Source organism: Streptomyces sp. NPDC001270, from assembly GCF_042896695.1.
Classification (GTDB): domain Bacteria; phylum Actinomycetota; class Actinomycetes; order Streptomycetales; family Streptomycetaceae; genus Streptomyces.
Window position 1 is genome coordinate 139,152 of sequence record NZ_JBIAXM010000004.1, and the last position, 14,315, is coordinate 153,466.

Below are 14,315 nucleotides of genomic sequence, written 5' to 3' on the forward strand. Positions count from 1 at the left end.
TAATTGCGTGATCTGCATAGATAATTGCGAGAATTCGCGCGTAGCTTGCATCATTACGTAGCGGTTTCGAGTTTGTCAAGCCCCTGTCAAAATTAGCAGGCATCCCCGGTGCGGGCTCCTCCGGTGAACCGTTTCCGTGCACCGCGAAACGCTGAGGCGCGTCGGCCGGCTCTGCGGGGCGAGGGGGATGTGCCCCTCTTCGCTATCGGCTTCGCCGTCGTCCTTCGCGGCGGGCGTGCCGCCGGTGACCTCCCGTCCGCCACTCAAGGTCCCGGCGTGCGTGGACATCCCGTCGTTGACAGGCGTGGTTAAGGCGATTAGCTTATGGCTAACGAGATTAGCCAACTGGAGGGGCTGTCATGACCGAGTACCTTGCCGTGGACGGCGGCACGATCGCTTACGAGGTGACGGGAGCGGGTCCGCTGATCGTTCTGGCGCACGGCATGGGGGACAGCCGTGCCGCCTACCGTGCCGTGATACCGCCGCTGGTCGCGGCGGGTTACCGGGTCGCCGCCGTCGATCTGCGCGGCTGCGGCGAGTCCAGCACCGACTGGCCGGCCTGGAGCCGTACCGCGATCGCCGGTGACCTGCTCGCCGTGATCCGTCACCTGGGCGGCCCGGCGGTGCTCGTCGGCCACTCGATCTCCGGCGGCGCCGCCACCATCGCCGCGGCGCAGGAGCCCTCGCTCGTCACCGCGGTCGTCGAGCTGGCGCCGTTCACCCGCAAGCAGTCCGTCCGCCTCGGTGACCTGCGGGTCAGGCGCTTCAGGCGGGGCATGCTGCGGCTGCTCGGCGCGGGCATGTTCGGCAGCGTCCCGCTGTGGCGTTCCTACCTCGACGTCGCCTACCCCGGCGTGAAGCCGGCCGACTGGGCCGAACGCCTCGGCCGTATCGAGGCGCTGCTGCGCGAGCCGGGCCGGATGAAGGCGTTGCAGGGCATGGGCCGGGTTGCCCCGGCCGACGCCGGCGCGCAGCTCGGCAACGTCCGCTGCCCGGTCCTGGTCGTGATGGGCACCCAGGACCCCGACTGGGCCGACCCGCACGCCGAGGGCACCGCGATCGTCGAGGCCCTGCCGTCCGGTCTCGGCCGCCTGGAGATGATCGAGGGCGCCGGCCACTACCCGCACGACCAGTACCCCGACCAGGTGGTCTCCCTCACACTGGGCTTCCTGCGCGCCGAGGCCGCCCGTGCCTAGGGCCGGCCTGGACCGGGCGGCCGTGGTCGCGGCCGGCGCCGCCCTCGCCGACGAGGTCGGCCTCACCGGCCTGACGATGGGCCTGCTGGCCCAGCGGCTCGGTGTACGCACCCCGTCCCTGTACAAACACGTGGCCGGCCTGGAGGACCTCACCCGGCGCATCGCGGTCCTGGCGCTGGACGAGGCCGCCGACGCCATCGGCGGCGCGGTCCAGGGATACGCCGGCCGCGACGCCCTGGCGGCCGCGATGCGCGCCTTCCGCACCTTCGTCCTCCAGCACCCCGGCCGCTACGGCGCGACGATCGGCCTGGAGCCGACCGGCCCGGACGACCCGCTGGCCATCGCCGGCCTACGCTCGCTCGGCCCGTTCGGCGCGGTCCTGCGCGGCTACGAGATCGCGGAACCCGACGTGGACCACGCCCTGCGCATGCTCCGCAGCCTCGGCCACGGCTTCGCCACCTTGCAGGCGGCGGGCGGCTTCCAGTGGAGCGCCGACATCGACGAAACCTTCGAGTGGCTGATCGCCTTCGCCGACCGGGGCCTGCGCGCCATGTGAGCACGCCGCCGCCGGTGTTCCGGTGACGCGGTCCTGCTCCGCGACACCGGTGTACTGCGTCGCCGGCGTACAGCGACGGTCTGCTGCGACACCGGCGTACTGCGCCGTCGCCGCGTCGTCTCGTCCGCATCCGGCGTCGCCACGTTCGCAGGCCCCGCCGCCCCGGCCGGCGGGGCGGCGGCCCCGGGTCCGCGGAACGCCGCCCCGCCCGGCCGCGGCCCGGTGCCCACGCCATGCGGCCGCGCCGCCGCAGCCGACCGCCTGCCGATGCCGCCGCGTGGGGACCCTGGTCCGGGGCGTCGGCCTGGGGACCTGGTCCGGGCGTCGCGCAGGCACCCCCGCTCCGGCCGCCGCGTGGGCGCCCCGGTCCAGACGAAGCCGGGAATCCGGTGGGAGGCACGGCACCGGCGGCGCGGCACGGCCTCTCCCGGAGCGCGCCCGGCCTGCCGTCAGGTCTGTGACGCCGCCGCCTGCGGCAGCAGCCGCTCCAGTTCCGCCAGCCGCATGCGCAGCGCCTTCTCCGTGGTGCGCCGCTCCGTGACCTCGCGCATGATCGCGGAGATTCCGACGACCCGGTCGCCCGCGTCGCGCAGCAGCGCCACCGAGAACTCGATCGACAGCCGGTGGCCGTCCCGGTGGGTGGCCGGTACGGCGAGGAGCGTGTCGCCGTAGCGGGTCTCGCCGGTTGCCATCGTGGTCCGGTAGCCCTTGTTGTGCCGCTCCCGCAGTTTCTCCGGGATGATCAGCTCAAGGCTCCGGCCGACGGCCTCGGCCGCGGTGTGGCCGAACATGCGCTCCGCCCCGCTGTTCCAGACCTGGATGACGCCCTCCGGGTCGGCGACCACGATGGCCTCGGACGACTCGCGCACGATCGCCTGGGCCAGCCAGGCGTCCGGTGCGCCGGTACCGCCCGTACCGGGGCCCGTCCGCGCCGGCGAGGTCTCGTTCCCGGCTACCGCGTTGCTGTTGTCGCCCACGGCGGAATCCCTCCTCCTGGTGCGCGGCCCGCGAGGCCGCGGTCGCGGCGGTACTCGGGACGCGCCTTCCCCTTCTCGATGATCCGGCGCCGTCGGCTCTCGCCGATCGGCACTGTCGACAGTATGGCGCCCCTATCTTGAATAAGGAATACTGCATACAATGTCGTTGCGGGGGTACTGACGGCGCCTGCCGATCAGCCAGTTCGGCGACCGTCGGCATGAGACGAACAGGAGCCGCTCCATGTTGTTCCGGCAGCTCGAATACTTCGTGGCGGTGGCCAGGGAGAAGCATTTCGCGCGGGCGGCGGATGCCTGCTACGTCTCCCAGCCCGCACTGTCGATCGCCATCGCCAAGCTGGAACGGGAACTGAACGTCACCCTGATCAACCGGGGGCACACCTTCGAGGGCCTCACCCCGGAGGGCGAGCGGCTCGTCGTCTGGGCCAAGCGGATCCTCGCCGAACACGACGCCTTCAAGTCCGAGGTGGCCGTCATGCGCTCGGGCATCACCGGGGCGCTGCGGCTGGGGACGGGACCCACGGTCTCGACGACGACCGCGCTCCCCGTGGCCGCGTTCTGCGCGATGCACCCGCTGGCCAAGGTGAAGGTCTGCTCCCGGCTGTCCTCCGCCGAACTGGTCCGCCAGCTCCGCGACTTCGAACTGGACGCCGCCATCGCCCACTTCGGGCCCGGCGACCGGGAGGGCCTGGAGGTGCTGCCGCTGTACGAGGAGCAGTACGTGCTGCTGGCCTCCGGTGAACACCTGGTGCCCGCGAGCCCCACCGTCACCTGGGCCGAGGCGGCGCAGCTCCCGCTGGCGCTGCTGACCCCCGACATGCGGTTCCGCCAGGTCATCGACGACGCCTTCGAGAGCTGCGGGGCGGTCGCGACCCCCCAGGTCGAGACGGACTCCGTCGCCTCCCTGTGTGCCCACGTGGCCACCGGCGCCTGGGCGAGCGTCGTCCCGCACACCTGGCTGAACGCCATGCCGCTGGCCGGCGGGACCAGGGCGGTCCGGCTGGTCGAACCGGACGCCAGGGCGCAGATCTCGGTGGCGATCCACGCGGCGACCCCCGGTTCGGTCGCGGCCAAGGCGTTCCTCAACGTGGTCGCGGGGCTGTCGCTGGACGACGTCTTCGTACCGGAGGCGGTCGGCCTCGCCGCCGTGCCCGGCACGCCGGAGGAGGCGTACGGCAGGCAGTCCGTGGGCGTCCGCGGGGCGGGCTGACGATGGCCGCGCCGGGACCGGGGAGAGCCCCCGTCACACACCACCGCCGAGGGGTGCCCGCGAACGCCCCGCACCACCGGCCGGACCCCGGCCGCATCGATAAACACCGTAAATCAGCTGGTTGGCAAAAGATCTTGGACGCGTCGCCGCAACGGCGCGGATGGTGAAGCACGGAAAACGAACTGGGCGACCCTCTAGGGAGGATCCGGACCATGACGGACACGGTCACACAGGACACGGGGGCGGAGGGCACCGACGAACCGGTTGCCTTGACCGACGGGATCCATCTGGTCGTCGACGCACTCAAACTCAACGGCGTCGAGAACATCTACGGGGTCGTCGGCATCCCGATCACCGACCTGGCCCGTCTCGCGCAGGCGTCGGGCATCCGCTACATCGGGTTCCGGCACGAGAGCGACGCCGGGCACGCGGCGGCGGCGGCCGGGTTCCTCACGCAGCGGCCGGGTATCTGCCTGACGGTGTCCGCGCCGGGCTTCCTCAACGGCCTCGTGGCGCTCGCCAACGCGACCACCAACTGTTTCCCGATGGTGCAGATCTCCGGGTCCAGCGAGCGCCACCTGGTCGACCTGCAACGGGGCGACTACGAGGAGATGGACCAGCTCGCGGCGGCCAAGCCGTTCGTCAAGGCGGCCTACCGGGTGCACCGGGCCGAGGACATCGGCCGCGGCGTGGCCCGCGCGCTGCGCACCGCGATCTCCGGCCGTCCGGGCGGCGTCTACCTGGACATCCCGGCCGCGGTGCTGGGCGAGGTCATCGACGCCGACAAGGGCGCCGCGTCGCTGTGGCAGCTCGTCGACCCGGCGCCGCGCCAACTGCCGCAGCCCGAGGCCGTCGACCGGGCGATCGACCTCCTCGCGGGTGCCGAGCGGCCGCTCATCGTGCTCGGCAAGGGCGCCGCGTACGCCCAGGCCGACGACCTGGTCCGGGAGTTCGTCGAGTCCACGGGCATCCCCTACATCCCGATGTCGATGGCGAAGGGCCTGCTGCCCGACGACCACCCGCAGTCGGCGGCCACCGCCCGCTCGCTCGCGCTGCGCCGGGCCGACGTCGTCGTGCTGGTCGGCGCCCGCCTGAACTGGCTGCTCGGCCACGGTGACGCGCCCCAGTGGAGCTCGGACGCCAAGTTCGTCCAGGTCGACATCGCCGCCACGGAGATGGACAGCAACCAGCCCATCGCGGCCCCGCTCGTCGGTGACGTCCGCTCCGTCCTGGAGGCGCTGATCGAGCGCGGCAAGCCGGGCCGGATCACGGCCCCGGCGCAGTGGCGCGAGGAACTGGCCTCCCGTTCGGCGCAGAACGTCACGAAGATGGCCGGCCGCCTGAAGACCGCCGAGACGGCGTACCCGATGAAGTTCCTGGGCGCGTTGCAGGCCATCCGCGACGTGCTGCACGAGAACCCGCCCGCGTACGTCGTCAACGAGGGCGCCAACGCGCTCGACCTGACCCGCAACACGATCGGCATGCAGGTGCCGCGGCACCGGCTGGACAGCGGCACCTGGGGTGTCATGGGCATCGGCATGGGCTATGCCATCGCCGCCGCCGTCGAGACCGGCGACCCCGTCGTCGCCATCGAGGGCGACAGCGCGTTCGGTTTCAGCGGCATGGAGATCGAGGCGGTGTGCCGCTACAACCTGCCGATCGTCACCCTCGTGCTCAACAACAGCGGCGTCTACCGCGGCGACGACCCCTCCGCCACCGACGATCCGGCGCCGACCGCTCTGAAGGCCCGTCACGACCTCATGATCGAGGCGTTCGGCGGCAAGGGCTACCAGGCGACGACCCCCGCGGAGGTCGCCACCGCCCTGCGCGAGGCCCTGGCCGCCGGCCGTCCGGCGCTCATCGACTGCGTGATCGATCCGACGGACGGCACCGAGAGCGGCAACATCGCGCACCTCAACCCCAAGGGCATCAGCGTAAAGAGCTGAGCCCCGTCCCGGCACCCGTGCTGCCACCGACTTCCCCCACCGAGACGATCCACGTTCTCTCCACGAGAAAGAAAGCGAACATGACTGAACTGCCCCTCTCCGGGATAAAGGTCATCGACTTCACCGGCGTACAGGCCGGTCCGGCGTGTACGCAGATGCTCGCCTGGCTCGGAGCCGACGTCCTCAAGGTCGAGCGCACCACCGGCGGTGACGTGACGCGCAACCAGCTGCGCGACATCCCCGACGCCGACGCGCTGTACTTCACCATGCTCAACAGCAACAAGCGCTCGCTGGCCATCAACACCAAGTCCGCCGAGGGCCGGGAGGTCATGGAGAAGCTGATCCGTGACGCCGACATCCTGGTCGAGAACTTCGCACCGGGCGCCATGGACCGCATGGGCCTGGGCTGGGAGACGCTCCAGGAGTGGAACCCGCGGCTGATCTTCGGATCGGTCAAGGGCTTCAACGACGACTCCCCGTGGAACGACCTCAAGGTCTACGAGAACGTGGCCCAGTGCGCCGGCGGTGCCGCCTCGACGACCGGCTTCTGGGACGGCCCGCCGACCGTCAGCGGCGCCGCCCTCGGCGACAGCAACACCGGCATGCACCTGCTCATCGGGCTGCTCACGGCGATCATCGACCGGGACAGGACCGGCAAGGGCCAGCGGGTGGCGGTGTCCATGCAGGACGCCGTGCTCAACCTGTCCCGGGTCAAGCTCCGCGACCAGCAGCGCCTGGACCGGGTGGGCTACCTGGAGGAGTACCCGCAGTACCCGAACGGCGAGTTCGGCGAGGCCGTGCCGCGCGGCGGCAACGCGGGCGGCGGCGGCCAGCCCGGCTGGGTGCTGAAGTGCAAGGGGTGGGAGACGGACCCCAACTCGTACATCTACTTCACCATCCAGGAGCAGAACTGGAAGCGGACGGCCGAGGCCATCGGCCGCCCCGAGTGGGTCGAGGACCCCGAGTACAGCACCGCCAAGGCCCGGCAGAACCACATCTTCGAGATCTTCGAGGAGATCGAGAAGTGGCTGGCCGACAAGACCAAGTACGAGGCGGTCGACATCCTGCGCAAGTGGGAGGTCCCCTGCGCGCCGGTGATGAGCATGAAGGAGATCGCGAACGACGAGGCGCTGCGCCGCAGCGGCACGGTCGTCGAGGTCGAGCAGAAGGGCCGCGGGACGTACCTGACGGTCGGCAGCCCGATCAAGTTCTCCCGTTTCAAGCCCGACATCCAGGGCGCCCCGCTGCTCGGTGAGCACACCGACGAGGTCCTGCACGAGCTGGGCTACGACGCGGGCACCATCGCCGCGATGCGCGACAAGCAGGTCATCATCTGAACCCGCTGAGGGGGGCGCACCCCTCGTGAGGGAGCCGGCCGGGACCGACGTGGTCCGGGCCGGCTCTCTCGTGCACGAGACTCCCCCGGCAGACGTATTGCATACTGTATGGAGTCTACGCATCCTGGGAGCATGGCCAACACCCAGACACCCACCGCAGAGCAGGCCCTCGACACCCTCCTGACGGGCAACCGGCGCTTCGTGGACGGCGACCCGAGGCACCCGAACCAGGACGCCGCCCGCCGGGCCGCCCTGACACCCGGTCAGCATCCCTTCGCCGTGGTGTTCGGATGCTCCGACTCACGCCTGGCCGCCGAGATCGTCTTCGACCGCGGCCTCGGAGACCTCTTCGTGGTGCGCACCGCCGGTCATGTGCTCGGCCCCGAGGTGCTCGGCAGCATCGAGTACGGCGTGGGCCAACTGGGCTGCCCGCTGGTGGTCGTGCTCGGACACGACGCGTGCGGAGCGGTCCGCGCCGCGCGCACCGCCCTGGAACAGGGCCAGGCTCCCGGCGGGTACGTGCGCGACATCGTCGAGCGCGTCACGCCCAGCGTGCTGGCCGCGCGCGCGGCCGGGCTGAGCGAGGAGTCCGACATCGTGGACGAGCACATCCGCAACACCGTGGACCTGCTGCTGGACCGCTCACCCGGGCTGACCGCCGGGCCGACCGCGGTCGTCGGCCTCTCCTACCAGCTCACCGCCGGACGGGTACGGCTGGTCACCAGCCGCGGCCTGGACGGCACGGCAGCCGCCTGAGCGCGCTCGGCCCTCCAGATATACCACCGCCTCATCTTCCCTCCGTGCGAGGGGAGATGAGGCGGTGTCGTACCGGTGTGCGTCCGGCCGGCCGGCGGAGTCAGCCCGCCGGGGACTCCTGTGACTGCCGCAGCAATCGCGCCGCCGCGACCACCACCGGGTCCAGGCCGTCCGCGCCCGCGTCCACCAGCTCGAACAACCGGGTGCGCATCCGCGGGTCCCAGAACCGGCCGATATGGCCCGCGACCGCCCGGGCGGCCGTGTCATGCGGCACGTGCCGGAAGTTCGCGGCGATCTGAGTTGCCATCCGCTGCTCGGACGGCACCGCGCCGGCCATCTCAGTCCACCCCCGCGAGCCGGTCGTCCCCGACGGACTCGGAGGCGTGCCGGCCGAGCGGATGGGCGAGACCGACCTGCACGGCGGTCACCTTGTACTCCGGGCAGTTGGTCGCCCAGTCCGAGTTCTCGGTGGTGACCACGTTGGCGCCGGTCACCGGATGGTGGAACGTCGTGTAGACGACGCCCGGCGGCATCCGGTCGGACACCCGCGCCCGCAGCGTCGTACTGCCCACCCGGCTGGCCAGCGTCACCAGGTCGCCGTCGGTGACCCCGCGGTTCTCGGCGTCCAGCGGGTGCAGCTCCAGGACGTCCTCGGGATGCCAGGCCACATTGCCGGTACGGCGGGTCTGCGCCCCGACGTTGTACTGGCTGAGGATCCGGCCCGTGGTCAGCACCAGCGGGAAGCGCGAGGTGGTGCGCTCGTCCGTCGGCACGTACGCGGTGACGACGAACTTGCCCTTGCCGCGCACGAACGCGTCGACGTGCATCGTCGGCGTGCCCTCGGGCGCCTGCTCGTTGCACGGCCACTGGACGCTGCCCAGCTTGTCCAGCACGTCGAAGGAGACGCCCGTGAAGGTCGGGGTGACCTGGGCGATCTCGTCCATGATCTGGCTCGGGTGGTCGTACGCCATCGGATAGCCCATGGCGGTGGCGATCTCGCAGACGATCTGCCACTCGTGCTTGCCCGTCTTCGGCTTCATCACCGCCCGCACCCGGTTGATCCGGCGCTCGGCGTTGGTGAAGGTGCCGTCCTTCTCCAGGAACGACGCGCCCGGCAGGAAGACGTGCGCGAACTTGGCCGTCTCGTTCAGGAACAGGTCCTGGACGACGACCAGTTCCATCGCGGACAGCGCGGCGGAGACGTGTTTCAGGTTCGGGTCCGACTGGGCGATGTCCTCACCGTGCACGAACAGGCCCCGGAACGAACCGTCGATCGCCGCGTCGAACATGTTGGGGATGCGCAGCCCCGGCTCCGGCAGGATGGAACGGCCCCACAACTGCTCGAACACGGTGCGGACCGCGTCGTCGGAGACGTGCCGGTAACCGGTCAGCTCGTGCGGGAAGGACCCCATGTCGCAGGAGCCCTGCACGTTGTTCTGGCCGCGCAGCGGGTTGACGCCGACACCGTCGCGGCCGATGTTGCCGCACGCCATCGCGAGGTTCGCCATCCCCATGACCATCGTGGAGCCCTGGCTGTGCTCGGTCACGCCGAGGCCGTAGTAGATGGCTCCGTTGGGTGCCGTCGCGTACAGCCGGGCGGCGGCCCGCAGCTGCTCGGCCGGCACCCCGGTGACGGCCTCGGTGGCCTCCGGGCTGTTCTCCGGGAGGGCGACGAACTCGGCCCACTCGGCGAACCCCTCGCACCGCTCGGCGACGAAGGACGCGTCCACGAGCTGCTCGGTCACCACCACGTGCGCCATCGAGTTGATCACGGCGACGTTCGTGCTCGGCCTGAGCTGGAGGTGGTGCGCGGCCTCGATGTGCGGCGAGCGCACCAGGTCGATGCGGCGCGGGTCGACCACGACGAGCTGTGCGCCCTCCCGCAGCCGCCGCTTCATCCGGGAGCCGAACACCGGGTGGCCGTCGGTGGGGTTGGCGCCGATCACCATGATGACGTCGGCCTTCGCCACCGAGCGGAAGTCCTGGGTGCCGGCCGACTCGCCGAAGGTCTGCTTCAGCCCGTACCCGGTGGGGGAGTGGCAGACCCGGGCGCAGGTGTCGACGTTGTTGTTGCCGAAGGCCGCGCGCACCATCTTCTGGACGACGTAGACCTCCTCGTTGGTGCACCGCGAGGAGCTGATGGCGCCGATCGACGCCGGGCCGTACGTGTCCTGGATGGCCCGCATCCTGCGGGCCACGGTCCGGATGGCCTCGTCCCACTCGACCTCGCGCCACGGGTCGGTGGTCTTCTCCCGGACCATGGGCTTGAGCTTGCGGTCGGGGTGGGTGGCGTAGCCGAACGCGAAGCGGCCCTTGACACAGGAGTGGCCCTCGTTCGCCCCGCCGTCCTTGTACGGCACCATCCGGACCAGTTCGTCGCCGCGCAGCTCGGCCTTGAAGGAGCAGCCGACACCGCAGTACGCGCAGGTCGTGACCACCGAACGGGACGGCATGCCCAGCTCGACGACCGACCGCTCCTGGAGCGTCGCCGTCGGGCAGGCCTGCACGCAGGCGCCGCAGGAGACGCACTCGGAGTCCATGAAGGACTCACCGGCGCCGGGCGAGACCTTGGAATCGAAGCCGCGGCCCTCGATGGTCAGCGCGAAGGTGCCCTGCACCTCACCGCAGGCGCGCACGCAGCGGGAGCAGACGATGCACTTGGACGGGTTGAAGTCGAAGTAGGGGTTGCTCAGGTCCGGGGCGGCGTCGAGGTGGTTCTCGCCCTCGTAGCCGTAACGCACCTGGCGCAGCCCGACCACCCCGGCCATGTCCTGCAACTCGCAGTCACCGTTGGCCGAACAGGTCAGGCAGTCCAGCGGATGGTCGGAGATGTACAGCTCCATGGTGCCCTGGCGCAGCTTCTCCACCTTGGGCGTCTGGGTGCGCACCACCATGCCGTCGGCGACCGGGGTGGTGCAGGACGCCGGGGTGCCGCGGCGGCCGTCGATCTCCACCACGCACAGCCGGCAGGAGCCGAACGGCTCCACGCTGTCGGTGGCGCAGAGCTTGGGGATGTCGATGCCGGCCTGCGCCGCCGCGCGCAGCACCGAGGTGCCCTCGGGCACCGTGACGGGCAGTCCGTCGACCTCGACCGAGACGGTCGCCTCGCCGGGCCGTTCTGGGGTTCCGAAGTCGGGTTCCTTGAGGAGTGTCATGCCGTGCCCTCCCTCCTTGCGAGGAAGTCGTCGGAGAAGTGGGTGACGGCGCTGCGCACCGGCATCGGGGTCAACCCGCCCATGGCGCACAGCGATCCGTCGGTCATCAGCTCGCAGAGGTCCGCCAGCAGCGCGAGGTTCTCCTCGCGCTGCTCACCGGCCACGATCCGGTCGATGACCTCGACGCCGCGCACCGAACCGATGCGGCAGGGCGTGCACTTGCCGCACGACTCCGCGGCGCAGAACTCCATCGCGAAGCGCGCCTGCGCGGCCATGTCCACGCTGTCGTCGAAGACCACGACACCGCCGTGGCCCAGCATGGCGCCCGCCGCGGCGAACGCCTCGTAGTCCATCGGCAGATCGAACTGCGACGCCGGCAGATAGGCGCCGAGCGGCCCGCCCACCTGCACCGTGCGCACCGGGCGTCCGGTGAGCGTGCCGCCGCCGAAGTCCTCGACCAGTTCGCGCAGGGTGACGCCGAACGCCGTCTCCACGATGCCGCCGCGCGCGATGTTGCCGCCGAGTTGGAAGACCTGCGTGCCGCGCGAGCGCTCCACGCCGAGTTCCCGGTACGCCTCGGCGCCGTGCGCGAGGATCACCGGGACGGTGGCGAGGGTGAGGACGTTGTTGACGACGGTCGGCTTGCCGAACAGCCCCGTGATCGCGGGGATGGGCGGCTTGGCGCGGACCATGCCGCGCTTGCCCTCCAGGCTCTCCAGCATGGAGGTCTCCTCGCCGCAGATGTACGCGCCGGCGCCGACCCGCACGTGCAGGTCGAAGGAGAGGCCGGAGCCGAGGATCCGCTCCCCGAGCCAGCCGCGCCCGCAGGCGATCGAGATCGCCGCCCGCATCGTGGCCACCGCGTCCGGGTACTCCGAGCGGATGTAGACGTAGCCCTCGCGGGCGCCGACCGCGTGCGCGGCGATCGTCATGCCCTCGATGAGCATGAACGGGTCGCCCTCCATGACCATGCGGTCCGCGAAGGTGCCGCTGTCGCCCTCGTCGGCGTTGCAGCAGACGAACTTCAGCTCCCCTTCGCACTCGTGCACGGTCTTCCACTTGATGCCGGCCGGGAATCCCGCCCCGCCCCGGCCGCGCAGCCCGGACTCGGTGACCGCGGCGACGACGTCGGCGGGCGCGAGGCCGAGCGCCGTGCGCAGTCCGGCGAGGCCGCCGTGCCGCTCGTAGTCCTCGGGGGAGAGCGGGTCGGTGATCCCGACCCGGGCGAAGGTGACCCGGTTCTGCCGGGCCAGCCACGGCAGTTCGCCGACGACGCCGAGTCGCAGCGGGTGGTCCGCGCCGTCCAGGAGGCCATCGGCCACGAGGCCCGCGACGTCCGAGGGCGCCACCGGTCCGTAACCGATCCGTCCCTCGGGCGTGGCCACCTCGACCAGCGGCTCCAGCCAGAGCATGCCGCGCGACCCGTTGCGCACCAGCTCGACCGGCCGGCCCCGGACGGCCGCCGCCGTCCGGATCGCCTCGGCGACCGCGTCCGCGTCGACGGACCGCGCCGCCGAGTCGCCGGGGACGTACACCGTCACGGGGGAGTCCGACGCCTGGGTCATGGAGTCCGACGTCCGGGTCATGAGGAGACCGCCTCGTCCAGGATCGAGCGCAGCCGGTCCGTGCTCACGCGGCCGAGCACCTTGCCGTTCACCTCGACGGACGGCCCCAGCGCGCAGTTGCCGAGGCAGAAGACCTGCTCGACGGTGACCGAGCCGTCGGCCCGGGTCTCGCCGAGCGGGACGCCCGTCCGCTCCCGTGCGCAGGACTCCAGCGCGCCCGCGCCGAGCGCCTGGCAGGCTTCGGCCCGGCAGATGCGCACGGTGGTACGGCCGGCGGGCTCGCTGCGGAAGTCGTGGTAGAAGGACACCACTCCGTGCACGTCCGCCCGGGAGAGGTTCAGCTCCTGGGCGAGCAGCGGAACGGCCTCCCGCGGGACGTGCCCGAGTTCGGCCTGGATGGCGTGCAGTATCGGCAGCAGCGGCCCGCGTTCCCCGCGGTGGGCGGCCACGATCGCGGTGATGGCGGCCTGTGTCGCCACGTCACTGACACTCGTCGTCATGGTTCCTCCCCCTGACCGTCACGCATATGTGAATCCCTTGGCTCGGTCGGATGGGTCCACGGGGTGGTGATCGACGAGCGTGGCCTCTGGCCGTCCTGCTCGTACGGCATGAGCGCCCCTGTGGTCGTCCTGGCTCATCGAATACTGTATGCAGTCACTGGGGGTCCGTCCACCGTCCGGACAGCGCGGAATGCTCAGCCGGCCGCGTCGGCGGCGACCGGAGCGGCGGGCGCCGGGCCCGCGGCCGTCGGGTGTGCGGCCGTCGGGCGCGCGACCGCCGCGCCGGTCGCCGAGTCCGCCGCGGGCAGCGCGGCCAGCCAGTCCAGGACGGTGCTCAGCACGTCGTCGCCCGCGCCGTCCTGCCGCCCGAGCCGCGCGCCGGCCGGGACCAGTACGGGGTCGGCGTGCACGGTCGAGGCGCCGCTGCCGCGCGGCCCCGTGCCGTTGGGCCGGGCCGGTACGAACAGACCGGGGGCGTCCGCGGGGACCAGCCAGAGGGCCGGCCGGCCGGTGCCGTCGGCCGGGTGCGCGGACCAGACGTAGCTGTCGGCCTCGCCCGCCCCGACGACATCGCGTTTGCGGGCGCGCAGGGCCACCACGTCACCGATACCGGTCGCCGTCGAACCCGCCGGCGACGCCGTGCCGCCCGGCGGGTGCCCGTCGTCGCCGGCGGTCAGGGCGAGGGTGCTGAGGTGGTGGCCCGCGGCGATCCTCCGGCGCACCCACGGGGTGCCGTGCGCCTCGATGAGGGCGACGGCCGCGTAGTGCGACCGCAGGACCGCGCCGGTGGCCGGGCAGGCACGGGACACCTCGGCCACAACCTCGGCGGCCTCCGTGAGTCCGCGGCCACCGCCGCCGAGCGGGGCGCCGACGGTGAGTCCGAGCAGTCCGGCCTTGCCGAGGGCGGCCACGGAGGCGCGCGGAAACCTGCCGAGGGTGCTGGTCCGTTCGGCGGAGGGCTCGATGGTGCTGCTCACGGTGCGAAGGAGAGCGGAGCGGTACGACATGGAGCGGCTCCCTGAAGTCCGGGCGGACGGGGAGCTGCGTGCAGCCTCCCCTCGTCGATTGCATACTGTATGCCATCTCCGCGCGATTCTGT

The 14,315-nt window shown here is 71.6% G+C and carries 12 protein-coding genes; 6 read left to right on the forward strand and 6 right to left on the reverse strand.

Annotated features, from left to right (window positions below):
• Positions 1–359: 359 nt before the first annotated feature.
• Positions 360–1,196: an alpha/beta fold hydrolase gene (locus tag ACFY2B_RS08875; protein ID WP_390762456.1), complete on the forward strand. Its 837-nt coding sequence runs from the start codon at positions 360–362 to the stop codon at positions 1,194–1,196.
• 22 nt (positions 1,197–1,218) lie between these two features.
• Positions 1,219–1,752 (forward strand): WHG domain-containing protein, encoded by a 534-nt coding sequence (locus tag ACFY2B_RS08880; protein ID WP_390762651.1) that lies wholly within the window; start codon positions 1,219–1,221, stop codon positions 1,750–1,752.
• A gap of 449 nt (positions 1,753–2,201) precedes the next feature.
• On the opposite strand, the gene ACFY2B_RS08885 is transcribed toward ACFY2B_RS08880, so the two are convergent.
• A complete protein-coding gene (locus ACFY2B_RS08885) occupies positions 2,202–2,729 on the reverse strand; it encodes a PAS domain-containing protein (RefSeq protein WP_390762457.1) in 528 nt (175 codons plus the stop codon).
• 241 nt (positions 2,730–2,970) lie between these two features.
• Here ACFY2B_RS08885 and ACFY2B_RS08890 point away from each other — a divergent pair, with 241 nt between their 5' ends.
• The 4 genes from ACFY2B_RS08890 (at position 2,971) to ACFY2B_RS08905 (ending at position 7,996) form a co-directional block, all read left to right on the forward strand.
• Positions 2,971–3,957, forward strand: a complete 987-nt coding sequence (locus ACFY2B_RS08890; RefSeq protein ID WP_376525724.1) for a LysR family transcriptional regulator — start codon at positions 2,971–2,973, stop codon at positions 3,955–3,957.
• A 212-nt stretch (positions 3,958–4,169) separates the two neighbouring features.
• Positions 4,170–5,903: an oxalyl-CoA decarboxylase gene (oxc, locus tag ACFY2B_RS08895; protein ID WP_390762458.1), complete on the forward strand. Its 1,734-nt coding sequence runs from the start codon at positions 4,170–4,172 to the stop codon at positions 5,901–5,903.
• Positions 5,904–5,983: 80 nt separating this feature from the next.
• Positions 5,984–7,240, forward strand: coding sequence for a formyl-CoA transferase (gene frc, locus ACFY2B_RS08900; RefSeq protein WP_390762459.1), 1,257 nt, complete (start codon positions 5,984–5,986; stop codon positions 7,238–7,240).
• Between the two features lie 132 nt (positions 7,241–7,372).
• Positions 7,373–7,996, forward strand: coding sequence for a carbonic anhydrase (locus ACFY2B_RS08905; RefSeq protein ID WP_390762460.1), 624 nt, complete (start codon positions 7,373–7,375; stop codon positions 7,994–7,996).
• 100 nt (positions 7,997–8,096) lie between these two features.
• Here ACFY2B_RS08905 and ACFY2B_RS08910 read toward each other — a convergent pair whose 3' ends face one another.
• The 5 genes from ACFY2B_RS08910 to ACFY2B_RS08930 all read right to left on the reverse strand — a co-directional run bounded on the left by ACFY2B_RS08910 (position 8,097) and on the right by ACFY2B_RS08930 (position 14,223).
• Positions 8,097–8,333 carry a formate dehydrogenase subunit delta gene (locus tag ACFY2B_RS08910; RefSeq protein WP_390762461.1) on the reverse strand — a complete coding sequence of 79 codons (237 nt, stop codon included), beginning with the start codon at positions 8,331–8,333 and terminating at the stop codon, positions 8,097–8,099.
• 1 nt (position 8,334) lies between these two features.
• Positions 8,335–11,151: a formate dehydrogenase subunit alpha gene (fdhF, locus tag ACFY2B_RS08915; RefSeq protein WP_390762462.1), complete on the reverse strand. Its 2,817-nt coding sequence runs from the start codon at positions 11,149–11,151 to the stop codon at positions 8,335–8,337.
• Positions 11,148–12,737, reverse strand: coding sequence for a formate dehydrogenase beta subunit (locus ACFY2B_RS08920; RefSeq protein WP_390762463.1), 1,590 nt, complete (start codon positions 12,735–12,737; stop codon positions 11,148–11,150). The genes fdhF and ACFY2B_RS08920 overlap by 4 nt, the downstream gene beginning before the upstream one ends.
• Positions 12,734–13,216: a formate dehydrogenase subunit gamma gene (locus ACFY2B_RS08925; RefSeq protein ID WP_390762464.1), complete on the reverse strand. Its 483-nt coding sequence runs from the start codon at positions 13,214–13,216 to the stop codon at positions 12,734–12,736. The genes ACFY2B_RS08920 and ACFY2B_RS08925 overlap by 4 nt, the downstream gene beginning before the upstream one ends.
• Before the next feature lie 194 nt (positions 13,217–13,410).
• A complete protein-coding gene (locus ACFY2B_RS08930; protein ID WP_390762465.1) occupies positions 13,411–14,223 on the reverse strand; it encodes an acyl-CoA dehydrogenase family protein in 813 nt (270 codons plus the stop codon).
• Positions 14,224–14,315: the final 92 nt, after the last annotated feature.

Excerpts from the sequence above, each read along its gene's own strand:
- ACFY2B_RS08875 (WP_390762456.1), top strand. The coding sequence starts at position 360 with ATGACCGAGTACCTTGCCGTGGACGGCGGCACGATCGCTTACGAGGTG.
- ACFY2B_RS08890 (WP_376525724.1), top strand. The coding sequence starts at position 2,971 with ATGTTGTTCCGGCAGCTCGAATACTTCGTGGCGGTGGCCAGGGAGAAG.
- oxc (WP_390762458.1), top strand. The coding sequence starts at position 4,170 with ATGACGGACACGGTCACACAGGACACGGGGGCGGAGGGCACCGACGAA.
- frc (WP_390762459.1), top strand. The coding sequence starts at position 5,984 with ATGACTGAACTGCCCCTCTCCGGGATAAAGGTCATCGACTTCACCGGC.
- ACFY2B_RS08905 (WP_390762460.1), top strand. The coding sequence starts at position 7,373 with ATGGCCAACACCCAGACACCCACCGCAGAGCAGGCCCTCGACACCCTC.
- ACFY2B_RS08910 (WP_390762461.1), bottom strand. The coding sequence starts at position 8,333 with ATGGCCGGCGCGGTGCCGTCCGAGCAGCGGATGGCAACTCAGATCGCC.
- fdhF (WP_390762462.1), bottom strand. The coding sequence starts at position 11,151 with ATGACACTCCTCAAGGAACCCGACTTCGGAACCCCAGAACGGCCCGGC.
- ACFY2B_RS08920 (WP_390762463.1), bottom strand. The coding sequence starts at position 12,737 with ATGACCCGGACGTCGGACTCCATGACCCAGGCGTCGGACTCCCCCGTG.
- ACFY2B_RS08925 (WP_390762464.1), bottom strand. The coding sequence starts at position 13,216 with ATGACGACGAGTGTCAGTGACGTGGCGACACAGGCCGCCATCACCGCG.
- ACFY2B_RS08930 (WP_390762465.1), bottom strand. The coding sequence starts at position 14,223 with ATGTCGTACCGCTCCGCTCTCCTTCGCACCGTGAGCAGCACCATCGAG.